The sequence below is a fragment of the Pedobacter steynii genome, from assembly GCF_001721645.1.
GTDB classification, from domain to species: Bacteria; Bacteroidota; Bacteroidia; order Sphingobacteriales; family Sphingobacteriaceae; genus Pedobacter; species Pedobacter steynii_A.
Map to the genome: position 1 here is coordinate 5590468 of NZ_CP017141.1, position 19587 is coordinate 5610054.

Genomic DNA, 19587 nt, shown 5'->3' on the forward strand with positions numbered 1-19587 from the left:
TCGGCTTTAAGCACTTCATTAGTAATTAAAGATAACCACGATATATATAGTAATACATAAGTTTACATACACATAAAAAAACAACAACATGAAAAACCTATTCTTATTTGCTGTCGGATTACTTTTCAGCATGACCGCCAGCAGCCAGATTTTAAAGCCGGTAAAATGGAGCTATGCAGCAAAAAAAACTTCTAAAACGGAAGCGACGCTATACCTTAAAGCAACAGTAGATGAAGGCTGGCACCTGTATTCCCAGAATATCCCTGATGGCGGTCCGGTAAAAACATCTTTCAAATTCAGTCCGGCAAAAACCTATAAGCTGAGTGGTAAAACTACAGAACCAAAACCGATTGTTAAGTTTGAAAAAGCTTTTGACATGAATGTAGGTTATTTTGAGAACTCAGTAATCTTCCAGCAAAAAATCAAATTGACTGGTGCAAATGCAACAGTTAAAGGCACTTTGGAATATATGGTTTGTGATGATTCTCAATGCCTTCCTCCAGAAACAGTTGAATTTTCTATCCCGGTAAAGTAAGCAGAAAATGACTTTAAATAATTATCAGACGAGCATAAAAATGCTCGTCCTGGGACTACTCATGCTTTTTGGTTCGGTAACTACTGGTTATTCGAGACAGGCAGATACCTCCCTGGCGGACATAGAATTTACTGAAATTAAACCAGATAGCGGCACTAAAGATAGTGTTACAGCTACAGTAGTAACCAAGGCAAAAGACAGCGCTGCTGCCCCTGTTGCGGATGCGGATAAAGCCCTGCTCAAAAAGGAAGAAAAGCAGAGTCTGACCGGAATTTTTATTGCGGGCTTCATTGGCGGTCTTGCCGCACTATTGATGCCTTGTATCTTTCCCATGCTCCCCTTAACGGTTAGCTTTTTTACTAAAGGAAGTCAGACTAAAGGGAAAGCAGTCAGCAGGGCCATGTTTTACGGCTTCTCTATCATCGTGATCTATGTGGTTTTAGGATTACTGGTGACCGTACTCTTCGGTGCTGATGCCCTGAACAGTTTGTCGACCAATGGAATTTTCAACTTCCTGTTCTTTATTTTGCTGTTGATCTTTGCCATATCTTTTCTGGGCGCATTTGAAATTACCCTGCCATCTTCCTGGGTAAATAAAATGGATGCCAATTCTGATAAAGGCGGACTGGCAGGATTATTCTTTATGGCGGGTACACTTGCCCTGGTTTCCTTTTCCTGCACCGGTCCGATTATCGGAACTTTACTGGTTCAGGCGGCAACGAGTGGCGCATTATTAGGACCGGCAATCGGTATGTTCGGTTTTTCTTTTGCCCTGGCTATTCCTTTTGCGTTGTTTGCGATGTTCCCATCCTGGTTAAGTGCATTACCTAAATCGGGCGGCTGGTTAAACAGTGTAAAGGTAGTACTGGGCTTCCTGGAATTGGCACTGGCGATGAAATTTTTAAGCAACGTAGACCTTGCATACCATTGGAACTGGTTCGACAGAGAAGTCTTTCTGGTACTTTGGATTGTCATCTTCGGACTGATGGGAATATACCTGCTGGGGAAACTTAAATTCTCCCACGACAGCCCGGTTAATTTTATTTCTGTTCCCAGGTTGCTGATCGCTATCATCGTATTGTCTTTCACCGTTTACATGATTCCAGGGTTGTGGGGAGCACCATTGAGATCAGTATCTGCATTTCTGCCTCCTCAGGCTACTCAGGATTTTGACTTATATACTGCCACATTAACCGGCAACTCTTCCGGTCCTGCGGAAAAACACAAGGAGGGGCCTCATAAATATGCAGACATCTTCCATGCGCCCTTAAACCTGAACGTATTCTTCGATTATGAGGAAGGAATGGCTTATGCCAAAGAGGTGAATAAGCCGGTGATGATCGATTTTACCGGTCATGCCTGTGTGAACTGCAGAAAAATGGAAGCGAATGTATGGCCGGATAAATCCGTATTCAGTAAACTCAATAACGATTATGTAATCATTCAGTTATATGTTGACGATAAGACTGAGCTGGCGGAGAAGGAAAAGTTTAAATCAAAATTCAGCGGTAAAGCAATCAACACTATTGGAAATAAATGGAGTGATTTCCAGGCAGCGAGATTCAATTCGAATTCGCAACCGTTTTATGTTCTGCTTGGGCATGACGGCCAGCTGCTGAGCCCACCTACAGGTGCAAATTACAATGCAGAGGAATACCTTGAATTCCTCAATAATGGCTTAAAAACTTTTCATAAATAACTGAAAAGTCTAGGTTAATAGTTAATTAGTAAAAACGATGGTCAGTGGATGCTCGCCATCGTTTTAAAATATCATCCAACAGGTAAACACCATAAATAACCTGTTCCGGTATAAAGGAAAAATATATCTAAAACCAATTTATAACTAATGAAAAGAATAAGTTTGATCACACTGGTGCTTTTAGTCGCCGGTTTTCAGGGTTTTACTCAACGAAATCCAAAGAAAAATGCAGCTCCGGCACAAGGCCCGGCTGCAAACCCGAATGCGGTTAACCGTCCGCCTGCAGGAAACGGACCTAAGCCTTATGCAGAAGTGATCACTGCTAAAGCAAAAACAGACAAAGGACTGTTTAAAGTACATAACGTAGAAGACCGTTACTTCTTCGAAATCCCGGATTCACTATTAAACAGAGATATCCTGATCGTCAACAGGATCAGTAAAGCTGCCGCCGGCAACCGTTCTCAGATGATGGGTTATGGGGGCGACCAGATTGGCGACAATGTGATCTCCTTTCAAAAAGGACCTGCAAACAAATTATTTATAAAAAGCATTTCTTATGGCGAACGTTCTCAGGATACCACTGCTCAGGGATTGTATAAATCAGTAATGAACTCCAATGTTCAGCCACTGGTGGCTTCATTTGACATCAAAGCACTGGCTAAAGACTCCGTTTCAGGAGCTAAAGGTGTCGTGATTGATGTAACTGAATACATGAATAGCGACAATGAGATTTTCTTTTTTGATCCGCAGGTAAAAAAAGCATTGTCTTTAGGTGGGATGATGGCCGACAGGAGTTATATCAAAGAAATCAAAGCCTATCCACTCAACATTGAGATCCGTACTTTGAAAACTTATTCCAAATCGGCCCCTCAGATGCCAGGTGGAATGCCTTCCGCAGGAAGTGCTACACCAGCGACTTATGAACTGAACAGTTCTATGGTCCTGCTGCCTTCCTCACAGATGAAAGCCCGGTATTTTGACCCCCGTGTAGGTTATTTCGCAACCGGATTTGTAGACTTTGACTCGAACCCGCAGGGAGTAAAGAACCTTTCCCTGATCACGAGATGGAGATTAGAGCCTAAAAACGAGGATGTAGAGAAATACAAAAGAGGGGAACTGGTAGAGCCTAAAAAACAAATCATTTATTACATCGACCCTGCGACCCCTAAAAAATGGGTGCCTTATCTGATTCAAGGCGTAAACGACTGGCAGATTGCTTTTGAGAAAGCAGGATTTAAAAATGCTATTGTAGCCAAAGAAGCACCGGCAGATCCTGCATGGAGCCTGGAAGATGCCAGACATAACGTAATTGTGTACAAACCATCAGATATTCCTAATGCAAGCGGACCACATGTACATGATCCACGTACCGGTGAAATTCTGGAAACTCATGTTAACTGGTATCATAATGTAATGCTGATCCTCAGGAACTGGTACCTGATTCAGGCGGCCGCGGTAGACCCTGCAGCCAGAAAAATGACTTTTGATGATAAGCTGATGGGAGAACTGATCCGTTTTGTCTCTTCACATGAAATCGGTCATACCCTTGGACTTCGGCATAACTTTGGCTCCTCAGCTACCGTACCTGTAGAGAAATTAAGGAACAAACAATGGGTGGAGAAAAATGGACATACACCTTCAATTATGGATTATGCCCGTTTCAATTATGTCGCTCAACCAGAAGACAACATCAGCTCTAAAGGAATTTTCCCAAGAATCGGAGATTACGATTTATGGGCAATAGAATGGGGTTATAAATGGATGCCTGAATTCAAAGGCCCTCAGGAGGAACTGGCCAGCTCTAACCAATCCATTATCAAGCGGACTTCTTCAGACAAACGCCTTGTTTTTGGAACAGAGAGCGATTCCAATGATCCGCGCAACCAAAGCGAAGACCTCGGCGACAATGCGATGCTGGCTTCTTCTTATGGAATCAAAAACCTGAAACGCATTTTGCCCAATCTCCTGACCTGGAGTAAAGAGCCTAATGAAGGTTATCAGAATGCGAAAACCTTATATTCTGAGTTGGTTGGGCAATATGGCCGCTATATGGGACATGTGGTTAAAAATATAGGAGGGATCTATTCCACTCCAAAAGCGGTAGAAGAAAGTGGTGCTTCTTTTGTTGCAGTTCCATATGCCACGCAAAAGGAAGCAATGACCTTTTTAAATACACAGTTATTTACCAGCCCAACCTGGTTAATTAATAAAGAATTGATTGAACGTACAGGAGTTAACCCTGTTGACGTTTTTCAGGGGATTCAGAAAAGCACATTAAACAGGCTGCTGAATGCCGGTAATATTGGCAAACTAATCAATGCAGAGGTAATGAGTGGTGCCAAAGCCTATACCGCAGAGAATATGTTTGCCGACCTTAAAAGCGGAATCTGGTCTGAGCTATACAGCCATAAAAACATCGACGTATACAGAAGAAACCTTCAGAAAGCTTATGTTGACAACCTGAGCAAGCTCCTGGTAGCGCCGGCAGCAAGTCCCGGAGCTTTCCCTGGAATGAGGTCAGCTGACCCAACCAGTACAGATGTATCCAGCATTGGCCGCGCACATATGGCTGGCTTAGCTAAAGATATCCGTCTTGCCATACCTGCCGCTACCGGTATGAGTAAATATCATTTACAGGATTTATTGGTGCGCATCAACAACGCGTTGAACCCGAAATCCTAAATTATTTATTATATGGCATTCAAAAGGGCCATCTTTGATTTAGTGTAAAAACTAAGTCAGAGATGGCCCTTTTTAAATCAGGCTTTTTCCAACGCAGGTTTCAGATGAGTACTGATCGCAATCCTGTTCCAGGAATTAATGGTGATGATTGCCATCAGGATTTCCGACAACTGGATCTCATCAAACAATTCCGCAGCGCGTTGGTAAGTGTCTTCAGATACACCTGTTGGGATTAACGTAACTTCCTCTGTCAATGCCAGAATGGCCTTTTCTTCTTCAGTAAAAAATGAGGTATCTCTCCAGGCACTTAAGGTATAGATACGTTGTTCGGTTTCCCCGTATTTCCTGGCATCTCTGGTATGCATATCCAGACAAAAAGCACACCCGTTTATTTGTGAAGCCCTGATTTTGATCAGTTCTTTATGAGTTTTACTAAGGGAACTTTCATTTAAAAAATTCTCCAGTGCATACATGGCCTGATAGGCTTTAGAGTTTACCTTTTGAATATTGATTCTATCTTTCATTTTGCTGATGTTTAAATTTCTATTCAAATGTCAGCATAAAATGGCTCGAAAAAACTTAACCTGGATTAAGAAATCTTTTTGACTTTCCTCGCCCTGATTTTACTCAGAAACTCCGGGGTAAAGCCAAGATAGGAAGCAAGCATGTATTGCGGTACCCTCTGGACGAATTCGGGAAAAGCGGTACTAAACAGGTGATACTGGGCTTCCCTGGACATCGTATAATTGATTTTTGTACGCACCTGACTGGCCGCATAGGCACGTTGCAGGATCAGACGGAAATACCTTTCCAGTTTAGGTACCAGCTCAAAAAGACTATCCTGTATTTCTTTATCAAAGGCAATCACTTCAGATGCTTCGACAGCCTGAATCTGAAACTCAGAAGGAACTTTATTCTCCAGACTGTTGTAATCACTGATCCACCAGTTCTCAATCGCAAACTGAGTCGTCTGTTCTGCTCCTTTATCATTGAAAAAGTATAACCTCAGACAGCCTTTCACGATGAAATAACTGGAGCGGCAAATCTTCCCCTGACTTAAAACAATCTCTTTCTTTTTCAGTTGCAGGTATTTCAGCTTTTGAGCGATGAGGGCTTCTTCGTTCTGATCTAAAGAAACATACCTGCTGATGTGCTGTAGAAGTGGGCTATACATGAATCGAATTTCAGAGCAAGATACGACTAAATACTCATCATAGTCGTATCCGGCAACCTTTCATCGCTCAGTCTGCTGGTATCATTGGCTGCATATAGTGCCGCAACATGTTCATTCAGATATCTTGAAGTATAATAATGATCGGTCACATTGATAAACAAAACCGTACCACCTTCAATGGTGTTAATTACGGTATTTGCCAATTCCGGTGCTACTGCCGGGCATCCCTGACTGCGGCCAAGCCTTCCCAGGGCATTAATCGTTCCCTGACTCACATAATCTGCTCCGTGAACCACGATAGACCTTCTGCGGGCATTTGAATTGAAACCTTCATCCATTCCGTCCAGACGTAAAGACTTTCCATGCTGCCCCCTATAAACCTCTGCTGTTAAGTAAAATCCAATACTGCTTTGAAAGGATTCATTCAGGTTGGAAAAGCGGGTTGCTTTATCGCTTCCACTTCGCTGTCCATGAGCCACCCAGGTATTGAGTAACAGCTTCTTTTTGTCCAGATCAATAATCCAGAGACGCTTGCTTGTACTGCTCAGGTCGAAATCTGCAATTGTCAGAATCGACTTGTCCGCAGACACCTGTCCTGACTTCTTAAGGTTATAAAATCCGGTAATGGCTTTTTCAAAAACTAATGGGGTTAATCCGCTTTCAGCAAGATGTGCCGAACGGTAAATATCGCTGACGTGCCTGTTGTACAAACTGTCTTCAGTTGGAATAATAACTGATTTAGTTGGGGGAGTTACCGGCTCCCGGCTCATCATGGTGAAGGCAACTGTCATCGTAATAAATCCTGCTCCACCAAAAAGGTATTTCATCATAGAATCGGGTTTTAGTTATTAAGTACTTTTCTCCAATAGGCTTTACGTTTAAACGCTAAAATATTGATTAATTGATGTTTATGTATAAATTTACCATGCTATTACTTTCTCATGACTGAACTATCTTAATAGGATATAAACGTCATGTCAAATTATCCCCGATGATGTTCTTCTTAAGAATTATGATGTTTTTTTTCCTGGGTCATCCTCAAAGAAAATTTTGTTTCATCTTTTGTTTCTATAAAAGACTGAAAGTAGGACAAAAGGTTTAATACCGTGGTTTATTTCGCGTAATAGATCGGCTTGTTTACGTAATAGATTTTGTTCCGGCTCTAATCAGCAGGAAATTGTACATATGAAAATAACCATCCATCCAGTCGTTCTCCTTAGGATTCCGGCGTTCTCCATCAACGATCAGTTAGCTGAAGTATGGGAAGAGCTAAAATTAGCTATCCGCTTTTCTTCCAGTTCATTTTATGAAAAAATTAAAGACATCGAAGCCCATGAACTTGCTTCCTTAGACTTTAAAGTCCAGTTTACCATATGGAAGTATTTCAACCGCTCCAGATACCGGGGTACACCGTATGGCAGCTTTGCAGGATTTGCAGTTGCAGAACTCATGGACCAGGCAAGAGAAGTTGTCTTTTCCGCATCGCAGCATTTGCACTGTTTTAAAGACTGGTCGTACCGGAACGACCTGCAAGCATCAGACGAAGAGCTAACCTCGCCAGATCGCTTCTATTTCTCAAATTCAAGCACGTATTCGACCTCCAGGAACATCAGGTTCATTGCACTTCAGGATCAGGTATTCGAATTGGCTGAAATTGAGAAAAGTGCCTTCATCACCGGATTGCTGGAATACTGCAGCAAAAAGGTGAAATACACAGAACTGCTCGCCTTCGCGGCAGGCAAAGAAGTAGCAGAAAGCGTGCTGACAGGCATTCTTAAAGCCATGCTCGATTTACAACTGCTGTTTACCGACCTTCATCCCAATATCATTGGGCCGGATTACTTTAACAGAACCACCCAGCCGCTTTCCGAAACGGAAGAACAATACCTGATTGCCGAGAGAAAAGTACTTTCAGGTGGAGTCAATAAGACTGCCTTAAAGCATCTGCCAGCTTGTATTGATTATTTAATAAAGAACGCTACTGCAACAGAACATCAAGGGCTTAAAAGTTTCAAACAAGCCTTTCAGAAAAGATTTGACATTCAGGAATTACCATTGATGACCGTACTGGACCCTGAGCTGGGTATTGGTTACGGCGACCTTGTCCGGTCTGACCGGGAAGATTTAGCCAATGAACTGAGCGAAAAAAATAATCCATCTGAAGTTGCAGGAACCCGTCTGGGTGAATTTACCCGCTTATTGCTTAAGGAAATGCTTCGTACTGCATCGGATAAAGCAGCAGTGATACAGCTGGAGTCATTTGATGATAAGCAACTGATTAAAAATGAGATCAGGCCAGCCAACAGCTTCAGTACTTTAGCCAGATTTGCGGGAGACCTCGTGGTTCTGGAGCAAATAGGCGGCTGTACCGCCAATGCTTTAGCTGGTAGATTTACGCTGGGCAGCGAAGCGGTGACCTCACATTGCAGAGGAATTGCCGCTGCAGAATCAGCTGCAAATCCAGACGTCATCTTCTTTGATCTGGGTTATATGGCAGAAGGGAAAGTCGACAACATCAACAGGAGAAAGCAGATCTACACGCATGAAGTTGCCATTCTGAATTACTCCTGCTGTGATCAGGTCATTCCTTTAAACGACCTGATGGTTACCGTTAAAAATAGGGAAATCATTCTGTTTTCGGCTCATTATGGCAGGAGAGTGGTTCCAAGGCTGGCTTCAGCTTATAATTACAGCAGATCGGATCTCGCGGTTTATAGGTTTTTATGCGATTTACAACATCAGCAGATCCAGTCGCAAGTCTCATTTGATATTCAAAGTCGTTTGCCGGGCTTGGATTTCTACCCAAGAGTACAGTATAAAAACCTGGTTTTGTCTACCGCGAAATGGAGGATCAGGTCAACAGATTCCCACCGGAAATCCATTGCTGATCTGCTGAATGAAATGGGGGTGACCCGCTACTTTTCCGCAGGGAGCGGGGATCAGACGCTGTGCTTTGATAAAGAGAACGAAACGGATTTATTATGCTTTAAACACTACCTGAATCAATACAACGATTTCGTTATAACCGAAGTTATTATAGATGATTGTCAAGCATTTAAAGACATCAACATGAAGAATTATTTTACACAAATACTGATCACGCTAAATCACAACGAACAACTGTACCGGAATCATATTCCACAAAAAAACAACAGTAATAAACCCATTCAAAGAGTGATTGTGCCTGGTAAAGATTGGCTGTATTTTGAGATTTATTGTCATGAAGAACGGACCGATGTTTTGCTTGCCGGAACACTTGCTGAATTTATTAAACGATATTCCTCAAAATTCAAAACCTGGTTTTTCATCCGGTATAATGATCCCGCTCCACACCTCAGGTTAAGGCTGCAGTTAAGCGATGCTTCCGATGGATATCTATACATCTCACAGCTAATGGAGATGCTGTCTGAAGACTTATCAGACGGAATCATCAGTGACATCCAGTTGAAAACCTATCAGCGGGAAACGGAACGTTACGGCCTAAGCCAGATAGAGCTGACCGAAGGCCATTTTAAAGTTGATAGTGAGTATGCCTTAACCTGGATAAAAAGTGCCGCTGCGCCGTCAGATAAATACGCCAGCTGTGTGGTCTTAATGAAAGCTGTATTGAGCAGGCTCGAACCAGATCCAAAAGCCCGGCAACTGTTTATTCGTGAAATCCAGCGCTTTTTTGAAAAAGAACACCACATGGAAAGTGCGGAATTCAAAAAGGTAAACCGGGAATGGAGTCTTTTTGCAGCAGAATATCCAGGCAGTCGCCTCGATCATATGTCCCGCCAGTTGCCGGTTGACCTGTTGGGTTCCTTTCTGGACACCCTGGCCGAAAGCAGCGATGAAAATAGAAAATCCCTGTTCTGCAGTCTTTTTCATATGCACATCAACAGGCTGTTTGCCAGCAGCCAAAGGGCCCATGAAACCATCATCTACAGCTTCCTGTACAAACAATTACAGTCCGAAAAGCAAAACCTAAGCGTGATGAAGCTCGATTACTAATTGTGCATGAAAATATTGATCCTCAGTAACGAAAGTATCCAGACGGGCATTTTTGCCGTAAGCAGATTTCAACCGCTTTCTGACGTTACTGAGGCCTATATGGTGACTGGTATGCGCCTGATGTAAAGAAACCCGGTTTCTGGTAACTATATTCAATACTCCTTCAGAAAAACTCAATTCAATGGTAGCCGGGCAGTCTTTCTGTCCGAGCTCACCATGTTTAAACATATTTTCGGCCAGGGTCATGACCAGCAACGGAATAACCTGAATCCGCTCCAGCTCTTCTTCATCGTACTTAAGAGCAATGTTTAAACCATGGTTTGCTTTAATCTGATGAAGTTTAATCAGGTTTTCGACCTGTTCTAATTCTTCAATCAATGCTGACTGCGCATGATCCTTCACCTCTTCAATAGAATACCTCATAATTTCTGACAAAGCCATAATGGCTTCTGCAGCCTCAGGAGCAGTCTTCCGGGTATTGGTGTAAATAAAATTTAAGGTATTAAAAAGGAAATGCGGATTAATCTGTGCTTTAAGATGTGCATGTTGAGATTTAATCAGATCGGCATAAATCCTTTGATTTTCAATGATGACCATTAAACGTTCTTTTTCCTTTTCTTCCGCACGTTTTCTTTCCTTGAAATAATTGAGAATATAATAATATCCCGTGGCAAACAAGATAAAATAGACCGCGCGGTAAGCCACATTGGTGTGTGCCCGAAAGGTAAACTGCACGGGTTCAATCAAGGTTAATACCCCGTTTTTATTCAGAAAATCGGCAGTATGGAGTACGATCGGGATATAAACCAGGACCTCTATGCTAATGAAAAGTGGCAACCTCCATATGGCCTGCATGGTTTTCATTTTCGCTGCCGGCATGACTACCTGAGCATGAAAATAAAACAGTAAAATGTTAAACAGATAAAAAAGGGCATAATTTCCTAAGGTCGCAAAAGCGCCGCGGATAACGCCCATGATCACGACTTCGTAGAAAATGAAGATGAACCAGCCTAGAAAATGGATCCTGTAGCGGTACAAAAAGTCTCGTAAATTATCGGATATGAATTTCATTTCGTGTAAAAGAAGTCGGCGTTAACGTAATACTTTTCATCGGGCCTGTTATCCTGCCTAATTTTCAAAAAAAAACAACATAACATGAAAAAGGAAACAGCAATCAATTTAAAGAAAAGTACATTATTTGTGTTTAAGTCAAAAAAAGGTAAAACAGCTTTTTTTACTGATATTTTAAAAACGTATACTGATCCGACCAATACCAGTGCGACTTCGCATACCTCTGGATTTGCCGGACATGGAGTGCAATAGTGATGCCTTTCGCAATGAAATCTAATCGGATACATTCCGTTTGGATTTCATTGTCTTTTCTCCCAGAAAAACCAAAAATTGCTTCTTGTAAGTTGTCCCCAATGGCACTTCCATTTTATTACTCAGAATAATCGTGAAGCCTTCCACCTTAGTGATGTAATTCATAGAAACGATGAAAGATCTTTGTACCCTCACAAAGTTCTGGTTATCCTGCAGCTTCGACTCCAGCTCCTTCATGGTCAGATAGGCCACATGCGTCTCATGAACAGTATGTATTTTCACATAATTGTTTAAGCCCTCAATCATGATGATGTCCCTGATATTGATTTTTGTATATTTCTGAACCTGATCGGTTTTTATGAAAAAGAAGTCATCTGCTGCAACTGCACTTTTAACAGCATTCTCTGAATTCAGTAGTCTTTTGATCATCAGGGCAAATTTGCTCATGGAAATTGGTTTCAGCAAATACTCGTTGGCCTGCACGCCAAACGCCTCATAAGCGTATTTCGAATGGCCGGTAGTCACTACAAGGTATTTTGTCTTGTCTCTTATGGCAATTGAAAGATCTATTCCTGACATCCCAGGCATATCCATGTCCATGAAAACGATATCGATCTGGTCACTGGCCGTAATTTCCATCAAAGCCTGCAGAGGATTAGTAAAGTACTTTACAAGTTGCAGATTCGGCATGGTATTGATGTAATCTACCAGGAGTTCTACAGCGTGTTTCTCATCGTCAATAATTACGCAGTTTAATTTCTTATCCATTGATCTCCTCCTATAATTGGAATAATATTAATAAATCTAACCTAAAAATATTCACAACGCAAAACAGGTCCTTGGCGTAATACTTTTTATTATTTCACGAAATTTATTAAGAATGTGTAAAGTTAAATCAAATTCAGGGATAAAACTATAATTTTCTGTGCCCACAGGTATGATTTCTTGCGTTTGAACAAAGTTATGAAGGGTTTTAACGGATTTTTAAAGTTGTTTTTTCATTCACCATGCAGGAAGCATTATTCACCACGTGAAACCCTTCATTGGCGTAAAAGAATTGGCGATATGACCGATCTTATCTACTTTTATGACATCCCCCCTATAAACGAAAATTCCTGATGCATGGAGGTGCATCGGGGATTTTTACTTAGATAGTGTGGCGATTGGGACTCATTCTACAAAAAACATGTCGCGTTCTCATATAGTTTGTTAATTCAAAAGGGGAGTATTCCCCTTTGTTTAATGAACAGCCTGTTTTTTCACAATTCATTTCATTTTTTTTTCTTAAACCTGCTGAACCATGAAGGCGGGCCACCAAATCAGGACCAACATTCGTTCGGGCCTTCTGATTGATGTTTAATTATTTTTTTCCCCGGCGTAGGGGTAAGCTTCCTTCTGGTTGTCCTACTCACAAATAAAGAAATTAAACAGATCAAATTATTTAAAAGAACAACAAAATGAAAACAATCAAGTATCTATTAGTGGTTACAGCAGGTATTTTCGGTATGAACTCAGTTAAAGCACAGGCACCGGATCTGACCTTTGGAATAAAAGCAGGCGCAAACTTTGCGAACCTTCATTCCGACCTTAAGGAGCTTTCTAAAGAAAAAGGGAAGATGGGATACACTATAGGCGCATTTGCCAGAATAGGAAATCAGCTTTATTTCCAGCCTGAGATTAATTATACCGCTTTTAAAAGTGAATACAATTATGGCTCGGAAACTTATCGCCCTAAGTTCAAGCAAATGAACGTTCCATTGATGGTTGGTTATAAGCTCATCAATACTGAAGCCTTTAACCTAAGGGTGTCTGCAGGTCCCGACTTTAACTATACCCTGAACAAGCCCAATGCACCAACCTCTTTTGATTACAAGAAATTTAACCTGGGAGGGGTGTTTAATGCTGGTGTAGACGTAGGAAACCTGACCATCGATGCCCGTTACAGCAGAGGTTTCACAAAAATCAATAAAGGATTAAACGAAAAAACAGGTATCTACAACCTATCTGTAGGCTTCAAAATTCTATAGTTCCGCTTTTTTAAAAAACCTGAAGGGCCGGTGATCAAATCACCGGCCTTTTTTTATATTTGGATAAATTATTTCAGTATGCAGAGCGAATTATTTCAGATAGAGAACGATATGCCATGGGAAGACCTGGGCAATGGGATTCAAAGACAGGTTTTTGGATATGACAACCGGATTATGCTGGTTAAAGCCAAATTTGAAGCCGGGGCCATCGGTGTATTACACGAGCATCACCATACACAAGTCACTTATGTAGACAGTGGTGTATTTGAAATGACCATCGGCGACGAGAAGAAGATCATCAGAAAAGGGGACGGCTATTATGTACCTCCACATGCCATTCATGGATGCGTTTGTTTAGAGCCGGGAATTCTGATCGATGCGTTCACCCCGCACAGAGAAGATTTTCTGAAAGACTAATTACTCCGTTTTCATGAATTTGTAAAGGTAGGCACAGGCCAGCAGCAGTGCGCTTAAGATCAGCCAAAGGACATTATATCCCTGGTGTTCTGCAATATAAAAACCTGCTGTAGGCCCCACTACCTGAGCCACAGACCAAACCAGCATATAACCGGCGGCATATTGCCCTCTGTTAAATTCGTTTGCCCTGCTCATCACAAAAGTGTTTACAAATGGTAGTGCAAACATTTCGCCTACCGTGAAAAACACGATGCATAGCGTTCCCAGCAACACCGGAGAACCAAATGGAATCATCAGTACCAGGAAAGACGCGGCAATAAACAACACCCCAACGGTAATGAAAAATACAGGTGATTTCTTTCCCTCAATCTTGTGCACCATTACCATTTCAAACAAGGCAATAATTACTCCGTTCAACCCCAGGATCAGACCGATCATAAACTCATCAATCTTCCAGGATTCCTTGAAAAACACCGGAACCACGCGGAACATCAGGAAAAAACAAATGATAAAAATCATACTCAACAAGAGAAACCTGATGAAAAGGCCGTCCTGCCATGGTTTACGCACTACAATGCCTTTCACTTTTTCCTTTATCGTTTTTCGGTAGGCCTTGATTTTTGGCAGGAATATCAGAATGCTTAAACCTGCAAAAATGCTTACCGTTCCATCTACATAAAAAAGTAGCCTGTAGTCATAAGAAGCAATCAGTCCACCCATACTTACCCCAAATGCCCATCCGATATTCGTAGCCAGACGGTTTAAAGAATAAGACCTGGTTTCCAGTCCGGGTTTAGCATAAGCTGCAATCGCCGCGAAATTAGCCGGACGAAATGCCTCTGCAAAAAAACTAATGACCACTGCCAGGATACAAAGCGTATGAAAATGAGTGATACTTGCAAAGAATAGAAAAAATATACCGGCAATCACTGCAGAAAAAATCTGAACAGGCCTGAAGCCAATCATATCCGTCAGTTTTCCACCGGCAGCGGATCCCATAATAGAACCTACTCCAAAAAGAGTGATGATAAACCCGGCATCGGAAGCAGAGCGGTGCAGCGATTGGGTAACATATAAACCCATAAAAGGCACAGCCATATAACCACTCCGGTTAATCAGCATCACAATACTCAGGATCCAGGTTTCACGGCTCAGACCAGAAAAAGACTTCTTATAGTTTCCAGCAACAGTTTGAATGATCGACATCGCTTATTTTACCCCTCCAAAAGCTGCAAAACAAAGATTTTTATGCAATACTTCCACCTGCTTAAATCCTACCTCTTTCAACAGATCAAGCTGATAATTGATGGAACGGGGCGTATCCTCATATTCAATATAATCGAACACCTTCTGACGATACTCCGGACCACCTAGGCTCTCCAGATAGGCGCCATATTGCTGTTGAAAAAGGTCATTCAGCGAAGGGGAGTCATGGGTAATCAGATCCGAAATCCAAAAACAGCCTCCCGGTTTTAGCGATTTATAGAGTTTATGAAACAACTGCTTCCATTCCTCATCTCCTCTAAGGTGGTGAAGTGTTGCCGCAGCCAGAATGATGTCGTACTTTTCATCTTCCAGTTCCAGCTCCCTCATATCCAGCTGGATCAGGCTCACTTTTCCGGTTGTTTCCGCAGTTACCCGTTCCTTTGCTTTTTCCAGCATCGGCATACTCAGGTCATTTAAAGTACAATTCAGTCCAGGGATTTTACTCAGCATCTTCAGCGTATAATTACCTGCACCACATCCGATATCCAGTAATTCCTTTGCATCAGGAACAACATATTTCGCTGCTTCTGTACACAACTCCATAGTTAAAGGAGCATCAAGAGTAGTCAGCTGTCCGGTATCCAGATTGGAAAAACGTTCAACATCCTGATCAAACCTGCTTTCTATTTCCTGATTGGTAGCTTTCGCCGAATAGTCTTTTGTACTCACTCTTGTCAAATTTTTGCCAAGTTAAAAAAATAGAATTGCCATTCCCGCAAAACCTACTAACTTTAAAACGTTCAAACGATAAAAAATGGCAATTAACTTACGAAAAGGCGAAAAAATCAATATTGGTTTATCAAAAATCAGTGTAGGATTGGGATGGGATCCGAATGAAGGAACAGGACATGATTTTGACCTTGATGCCTCCGCATTTATGGTGGATACAAACCGGATGATTCCGGCGGAAGAGTTTTTCGTTTTCTATGGAAATGACAAATCCCCGGATGCGGCCTTATTTCATACAGGCGACGATCCTACAGGCGGAAATAGTGCGACCGGTGATGATGAGATCGTTAAAGTAGACCTTTCTGTGGTCGACGAACGTATTCAGGAAATCTTGTTTGTAGTGACCATTCATGACGCACACATCAGAAGACAAAATTTCGGACAGGTGAGGAGTTCCTATATCAGAATCGTAGACGATATTACAGGAGAGGAAGTCGCAAAATATGAGCTGGATGAAGATTTCTCTATAGAAACAGCTATTGAATTCGGCCGCCTTTATAAAAGAAACGGAAGCTGGAAGTTTGAAGCTTCAGGCAGGGGGTACAAAGAAGACCTGGCGTTTTTTCTGGCCAAATATTATACAGGGGAAATCATTAAATAGTTTTTCCTATCCCGGGATATTTATCGGAAGCACAATGTGGAATGTCGTTCCTTTTTCAGGTTCACTCTGGACCTGAATGCTTCCTCCTAAGTCCTCTATCTGGGTTTTCACCATAAACAATCCCATTCCTTTGCCTTCCACATCAGTGTCGAAACGCTTGTAAAGACCAAAAAGCTGATTCCCGTATTTATCCATATCAATACCCTTTCCATTGTCTTTGAATATCAGGTTTAATAATTTTCCGGTCTGATAAGTTTTAATCATCAGGCAGGGGGGATGGTTTGGTGAACGGTATTTTAAACTATTTAAGATCAGGTTATAAAAAATGCTGTGGATGTAACCACGTACGGTATAGGTTTCACTGACCTCCATATCGTATTCAAAAGTCATCTGCTCTTTTTTCACCAGGTGACTGATACTTTGTTTGATCTCTTCCACCAATATGCGGAGGTCCACGGGCTCTTTAATACTCTCAGGTGCATCTTTTTTCGACTGCAGGATGTAATTAAGGTCTTTAATTACCGTATCCAGGTTCCTTACCGAGGTGCGAAGTCCTTCCAGCAGTTCAGGAGAACCACTTTTATCCAGTCCCATGGAATGCATCAGTTCACTTAACCCGATGATATTAGCAACCGGTGCACGCAAGTTATGAGAAACGACATAGGTAAATTGCTCCAGGTCTTTATTTCTTCTGATCAGTTCTGAAGTAATCTGGTTCTGCTGATCGGCAAGTTTTTTCCTTCGGGTGATGTCTCTTATCGACAGAATGAAACCCCAGTTATTTTGTGCGGCATCATTTATACCGATCCATTTCATCGCGTACCATTTCTCCACATCGTTCTTCTCAGTCACCTTAATTTCGTAAAAGACAGTCTTGCCACTGCGCACTTCTTCTACGATTTTCTCCAGTTTTGACCTTTTCTGTTCTACGAAATAATTGAAAACATGTGTTCCTTCAAAGGGTTTGGGGAAACCTCTGAATTCGGCAATGTCACTGGCTTTCTGGCTATAGGAAACGATTTTCAGCTGATGATCGGTCAGGATATAAGCCGCGTCGGTATGGTCCAGCAGTGTCTGCAGGTTCGCTTCCGATTTTTTCAGGGTCTCATCTGCAATTTTCAGAGAAGTAATGTCACTCACCACCCCGTCAACAGTAATCAATTCCCCGTCAAGAAACGTTGGAACCGCTTTCACTTCGATCCATCTCAATCCTTTATCCTTATGAAGAATCCGGTACTGACTTTTAACCTGTTCTCCTTTTAGCAGCAGATCACTATCCCGATGTGCAATGTACCGGTCTTCTTCAAGGATGACCTCATACCATAAATTTGAATTTTGTTCAAATTCAGCAATGGTATAACCATATATTTTAGGACATCCGACAGACAATTGAATGTATTTATCCTTTCGTATGTCCCTCAGGAAAAACCCTTCATTGACCGCATCAAACAGCTTGTCAATCTCCTGATATACGCGTTCTGTTTCTTTACGTGCCAACACCTGTTCGGTTACATCGATTCCAAAAATCAAGAGGCTCTCAACTGCGCCACGGCCATCCAGCAGAGGTTGCATGGTGAAATTAATATACAGGGAAGTGAGCAGGGGATCCCCATTCAGGCCTTGTTCCAGTTCAATGAAGACCTCCTTGTCTATAAATGTCTCTCCGTTTTTATAGGCCTGATCGGCAACCTGAATGATAAACTGATGCTCGGGCCCGGTGTACACTTCGCGTAGCGGCTTATTGACAATTTCTTCTTTCCCGGTAAGCTGCTGATAAAATGAATTGGCAAACTGAACCACATGGTCCGGTCCGGTCAGCAGGGCAACCGCAGAAGGTACGTTTTGTAAAAGCTGACCAATACGCTGTCCCTTTTTTAATATAGAGTTAAGTGCATTTTTTTCCTGTTTTTGTAACCTTTTCGTTTCCATGGCCCTCCGGATGGCAAAAGGAAGGCGGGTGAGCCGGTCCCTGAACAAACAATCAGCAGCACCATCTTCCAGCAATTTTATACTTTCCTGTTCAAATTCAATGCTGGTGATGCCTATAAAAACAGTCGGATCCGGAAGATTTTTAAGCAACAAAAAGACCTGATAACCAGCGGATTCCGGCTTTGAAAAGGAAGCCAGTACCAGATCAGGAGAAAAATCCCTTAAAGCAGCCAAACAGTCGTTTAACTCATTGGAACGAAAGAGGTTAAGGTTAAGCGCCGGACAATCCAGAGCACTGAGGATTTCTCCCTGATCGTACTCAGGGTCTTCAAGAAGAAGAATTCTTAGTGACTGTTTCATAGCGCTCGTTCCTGATGAATATAGACATAATTCTGCCCATTTTAATAAAAAAAATAAGGCCATCTTTTTTTATCTCAACGGTATTTAATTAAAGTAGAAAATGAACTGTCTCATCTGAATTAATTATTTTATATGTAAAAAACGCATTAACTTTATCGTATCGATAAGACTAAGAAGATACCCAAGAGTTTAGTTAATTACCTTTTGAAAAATTGAATGAGAAGATTACCTGTATATTTTTTGCTGGATACATCCGGGTCGATGTATGGAGAGCCTATTCAGGCATTGAATAATGCTTTAAACGGAATGCTGAGTACCTTAAGAACAGATGCACAGGCATTGGACTCTTTATGGATCAGCATCATCACCTTTGACAGAGAAGTAAAAGAACTGGTTCCATTAACTGAACTGGTGCAGTTTCAGTTGCCGGAAATCCTCTGTCCACAAAGTGGCCCTACGCATATGGGACAGGCCCTGGAGTTATTATATGAAAAAGCGGATAAGGAAATACAAAAAGCCACGGATGAGCAAAGTGCAGACTGGAGACCACTATTCTTTTTGTTTACCGATGGTAAACCTTCAGACTTAAAGTTGTACCGGGAGATGATACCAAAAATTAAATCCCTGAATTTTGCTTCTATAGTGGCCTGTGCAGCCGGACATCTTGCCGATGATTCCATATTAAAGGAATTGACAGATACTGTTGTCCATCTGGATACTGCCGACAGTACCACTTTGAAACAATTCTTTAAATGGGTGTCAGATGCCATAGATCAGGGCAATAAGAGCATGGGAACCACAGAGAGCATTGCTTTGCCGCCACCTCCATCTGAAATTCATTTAATCATCTGA

General features: G+C 41.9%; 17 protein-coding genes. 9 read left to right on the top strand and 8 right to left on the bottom strand.

What is annotated here, in order from left to right:
• Positions 1–88 precede the first annotated feature (88 nt).
• The 3 genes from BFS30_RS23060 (at position 89) to BFS30_RS23070 (ending at position 4916) form a co-directional block, all read left to right on the top strand.
• Positions 89–535: a protein-disulfide reductase DsbD N-terminal domain-containing protein gene (locus BFS30_RS23060; protein WP_069381449.1), complete on the top strand. Its 447-nt coding sequence runs from the start codon at positions 89–91 to the stop codon at positions 533–535.
• Positions 536–542: 7 nt separating this feature from the next.
• The gene (locus BFS30_RS23065; RefSeq protein WP_083252203.1) at positions 543–2234 is read left to right on the top strand and encodes a protein-disulfide reductase DsbD family protein; all 1692 of its coding nucleotides are present in this window, start codon (positions 543–545) and stop codon (positions 2232–2234) included.
• 147 nt (positions 2235–2381) lie between these two features.
• Positions 2382–4916 carry a zinc-dependent metalloprotease gene (locus tag BFS30_RS23070; protein WP_069381450.1) on the top strand — a complete coding sequence of 845 codons (2535 nt, stop codon included), beginning with the start codon at positions 2382–2384 and terminating at the stop codon, positions 4914–4916.
• 77 nt (positions 4917–4993) lie between these two features.
• On the opposite strand, the gene BFS30_RS23075 is transcribed toward BFS30_RS23070, so the two are convergent.
• The 3 genes from BFS30_RS23075 to BFS30_RS23085 form a co-directional block, all read right to left on the bottom strand.
• A complete protein-coding gene (locus BFS30_RS23075; protein WP_069381451.1) occupies positions 4994–5440 on the bottom strand; it encodes a carboxymuconolactone decarboxylase family protein in 447 nt (148 codons plus the stop codon).
• A gap of 65 nt (positions 5441–5505) precedes the next feature.
• On the bottom strand, positions 5506–6090 hold the full coding sequence (locus tag BFS30_RS23080; protein WP_069381452.1) for a Crp/Fnr family transcriptional regulator: 585 nt from the start codon (positions 6088–6090) through the stop codon (positions 5506–5508).
• A 26-nt stretch (positions 6091–6116) separates the two neighbouring features.
• Complete coding sequence (locus BFS30_RS23085; RefSeq protein WP_083252204.1) at positions 6117–6920, bottom strand: murein L,D-transpeptidase catalytic domain family protein; 804 nt, start codon at positions 6918–6920, stop codon at positions 6117–6119.
• Between the two features lie 355 nt (positions 6921–7275).
• Here BFS30_RS23085 and BFS30_RS23090 point away from each other — a divergent pair, with 355 nt between their 5' ends.
• Entirely contained in the window at positions 7276–10083 is a 2808-nt protein-coding gene (locus BFS30_RS23090; RefSeq protein ID WP_069381453.1) for a lantibiotic dehydratase, read from the top strand.
• Here the strand turns inward: BFS30_RS23090 and BFS30_RS23095 are convergent.
• Positions 10057–11154 (bottom strand): sensor histidine kinase, encoded by a 1098-nt coding sequence (locus BFS30_RS23095; RefSeq protein WP_083252205.1) that lies wholly within the window; start codon positions 11152–11154, stop codon positions 10057–10059. The genes BFS30_RS23090 and BFS30_RS23095 overlap by 27 nt on opposite strands.
• A gap of 84 nt (positions 11155–11238) precedes the next feature.
• Between BFS30_RS23095 and BFS30_RS27855 the strand changes: the two genes are divergently transcribed.
• The gene (locus BFS30_RS27855; protein ID WP_157263019.1) at positions 11239–11406 is read left to right on the top strand and encodes a hypothetical protein; all 168 of its coding nucleotides are present in this window, start codon (positions 11239–11241) and stop codon (positions 11404–11406) included.
• Positions 11407–11427: 21 nt separating this feature from the next.
• Here the strand turns inward: BFS30_RS27855 and BFS30_RS23100 are convergent, their stop codons facing one another.
• Positions 11428–12174 (bottom strand): LytR/AlgR family response regulator transcription factor, encoded by a 747-nt coding sequence (locus BFS30_RS23100; RefSeq protein ID WP_069381455.1) that lies wholly within the window; start codon positions 12172–12174, stop codon positions 11428–11430.
• Between the two features lie 689 nt (positions 12175–12863).
• Here BFS30_RS23100 and BFS30_RS23105 point away from each other — a divergent pair.
• Both BFS30_RS23105 and BFS30_RS23110 read left to right on the top strand, forming a co-directional pair.
• On the top strand, positions 12864–13433 hold the full coding sequence (locus tag BFS30_RS23105) for a porin family protein (RefSeq protein WP_069381456.1): 570 nt from the start codon (positions 12864–12866) through the stop codon (positions 13431–13433).
• A gap of 78 nt (positions 13434–13511) precedes the next feature.
• A complete protein-coding gene (locus BFS30_RS23110; protein ID WP_069381457.1) occupies positions 13512–13850 on the top strand; it encodes a cupin domain-containing protein in 339 nt (112 codons plus the stop codon).
• Here the strand turns inward: BFS30_RS23110 and BFS30_RS23115 are convergent, their stop codons facing one another.
• Positions 13851–15056, bottom strand: a complete 1206-nt coding sequence (locus tag BFS30_RS23115) for an MFS transporter (RefSeq protein WP_069381458.1) — start codon at positions 15054–15056, stop codon at positions 13851–13853. It lies immediately after the preceding gene.
• 3 nt (positions 15057–15059) lie between these two features.
• The gene (locus BFS30_RS23120) at positions 15060–15785 is read right to left on the bottom strand and encodes a class I SAM-dependent methyltransferase (protein ID WP_069381459.1); all 726 of its coding nucleotides are present in this window, start codon (positions 15783–15785) and stop codon (positions 15060–15062) included.
• Positions 15786–15870: 85 nt separating this feature from the next.
• Here BFS30_RS23120 and BFS30_RS23125 point away from each other — a divergent pair, with 85 nt between their 5' ends.
• On the top strand, positions 15871–16446 hold the full coding sequence (locus BFS30_RS23125; protein ID WP_069381460.1) for a TerD family protein: 576 nt from the start codon (positions 15871–15873) through the stop codon (positions 16444–16446).
• A gap of 6 nt (positions 16447–16452) precedes the next feature.
• Here the strand turns inward: BFS30_RS23125 and BFS30_RS23130 are convergent, their stop codons facing one another.
• Complete coding sequence (locus BFS30_RS23130) at positions 16453–18735, bottom strand: PAS domain S-box protein (protein ID WP_167353188.1); 2283 nt, start codon at positions 18733–18735, stop codon at positions 16453–16455.
• A 216-nt stretch (positions 18736–18951) separates the two neighbouring features.
• On the opposite strand from BFS30_RS23130, the gene BFS30_RS23135 reads away from it, so the two are divergent.
• Positions 18952–19587, top strand: a complete 636-nt coding sequence (locus BFS30_RS23135; protein WP_069381462.1) for a vWA domain-containing protein — start codon at positions 18952–18954, stop codon at positions 19585–19587.

What these genes read in the sequence shown, in the direction of transcription:
- BFS30_RS23060 (WP_069381449.1), top strand. Translation starts at nt 89, where the DNA reads ATGAAAAACCTATTCTTATTTGCTGTCGGATTACTTTTCAGCATGACC.
- BFS30_RS23065 (WP_083252203.1), top strand. Translation starts at nt 543, where the DNA reads ATGACTTTAAATAATTATCAGACGAGCATAAAAATGCTCGTCCTGGGA.
- BFS30_RS23070 (WP_069381450.1), top strand. Translation starts at nt 2,382, where the DNA reads ATGAAAAGAATAAGTTTGATCACACTGGTGCTTTTAGTCGCCGGTTTT.
- BFS30_RS23075 (WP_069381451.1), bottom strand. Translation starts at nt 5,440, where the DNA reads ATGAAAGATAGAATCAATATTCAAAAGGTAAACTCTAAAGCCTATCAG.
- BFS30_RS23080 (WP_069381452.1), bottom strand. Translation starts at nt 6,090, where the DNA reads ATGTATAGCCCACTTCTACAGCACATCAGCAGGTATGTTTCTTTAGAT.
- BFS30_RS23085 (WP_083252204.1), bottom strand. Translation starts at nt 6,920, where the DNA reads ATGATGAAATACCTTTTTGGTGGAGCAGGATTTATTACGATGACAGTT.
- BFS30_RS23090 (WP_069381453.1), top strand. Translation starts at nt 7,276, where the DNA reads ATGAAAATAACCATCCATCCAGTCGTTCTCCTTAGGATTCCGGCGTTC.
- BFS30_RS23095 (WP_083252205.1), bottom strand. Translation starts at nt 11,154, where the DNA reads ATGAAATTCATATCCGATAATTTACGAGACTTTTTGTACCGCTACAGG.
- BFS30_RS27855 (WP_157263019.1), top strand. Translation starts at nt 11,239, where the DNA reads ATGAAAAAGGAAACAGCAATCAATTTAAAGAAAAGTACATTATTTGTG.
- BFS30_RS23100 (WP_069381455.1), bottom strand. Translation starts at nt 12,174, where the DNA reads ATGGATAAGAAATTAAACTGCGTAATTATTGACGATGAGAAACACGCT.
- BFS30_RS23105 (WP_069381456.1), top strand. Translation starts at nt 12,864, where the DNA reads ATGAAAACAATCAAGTATCTATTAGTGGTTACAGCAGGTATTTTCGGT.
- BFS30_RS23110 (WP_069381457.1), top strand. Translation starts at nt 13,512, where the DNA reads ATGCAGAGCGAATTATTTCAGATAGAGAACGATATGCCATGGGAAGAC.
- BFS30_RS23115 (WP_069381458.1), bottom strand. Translation starts at nt 15,056, where the DNA reads ATGTCGATCATTCAAACTGTTGCTGGAAACTATAAGAAGTCTTTTTCT.
- BFS30_RS23125 (WP_069381460.1), top strand. Translation starts at nt 15,871, where the DNA reads ATGGCAATTAACTTACGAAAAGGCGAAAAAATCAATATTGGTTTATCA.
- BFS30_RS23130 (WP_167353188.1), bottom strand. Translation starts at nt 18,735, where the DNA reads ATGAAACAGTCACTAAGAATTCTTCTTCTTGAAGACCCTGAGTACGAT.
- BFS30_RS23135 (WP_069381462.1), top strand. Translation starts at nt 18,952, where the DNA reads ATGAGAAGATTACCTGTATATTTTTTGCTGGATACATCCGGGTCGATG.